A 341-nucleotide genomic window follows, 5' to 3' on the forward strand; every position below is an offset into this window, starting at 1 on the left:
CCTACTAAAAATGATACAAAGGATGCCCGTGTCATTGCACAGTTGATTAAGGATGGCCGATACTCTGTACCAAACCTCTTAGATGGCGTTTATGCCGAATTAAGAGAAGGCGTCAAATTACGAGATCAGCTTACTAAACAACTGATGACAACAGAGGGACGCATTCAAAATCATATTCAGCGCTATTTTCCTGAGTTTTTTGATGTGTTTGGAGACTGGGAAGGAAAAGCAGCCTTCTGTACGTTGCGATTATTTCCGTTTCCATCTCAAATTAAAGAACTATCACCGGAAGAGGTGTTGATGAAGTGGAAGCCATATGTTCAACGAGGAGTGGGAATTAA

1 protein-coding gene is annotated in these 341 nt (G+C 41.3%); it reads left to right on the forward strand.

What is annotated here, in order from left to right; genetic code table 11:
* A partial coding sequence (locus Q1B07_RS26840; protein WP_299834335.1) for a transposase occupies positions 1–341 on the forward strand: 341 nt, incomplete at both ends.

It is taken from the genome of uncultured Metabacillus sp. (assembly GCF_947503125.1).
Taxonomy (GTDB): domain Bacteria; phylum Bacillota; class Bacilli; order Bacillales; family Bacillaceae; genus Metabacillus.